This window comes from Enterobacter sp. E14S (assembly GCF_055666685.1).
Genome location: NZ_JBVODQ010000034.1, coordinates 1 through 299, shown reverse-complemented (window position 1 = coordinate 299; position 299 = coordinate 1). Strand labels below are relative to the sequence as shown.

General features: G+C 54.8%; 1 rRNA gene. It reads left to right on the top strand.

The window, feature by feature from the left end:
• Positions 1-299: ribosomal RNA gene (locus ACZ6J2_RS21870) — 23S ribosomal RNA — on the top strand; the annotation flags it as partial.

Here is a 299-nt window from a genome sequence, read left to right as displayed (position 1 = left end):
GAACCGGGGGAACTGAAACATCTAAGTACCCCGAGGAAAAGAAATCAACCGAGATTCCCCCAGTAGCGGCGAGCGAACGGGGAGCAGCCCAGAGTCTGAATCAGCTTGTGTGTTAGTGGAACGGTCTGGAAAGTCCGGCGATACAGGGTGACAGCCCCGTACACGAAAGCACACAGGCTGTGAACTCGAAGAGTAGGGCGGGACACGTGGTATCCTGTCTGAATATGGGGGGACCATCCTCCAAGGCTAAATACTCCTGACTGACCGATAGTGAACCAGTACCGTGAGGGAAAGGCGAA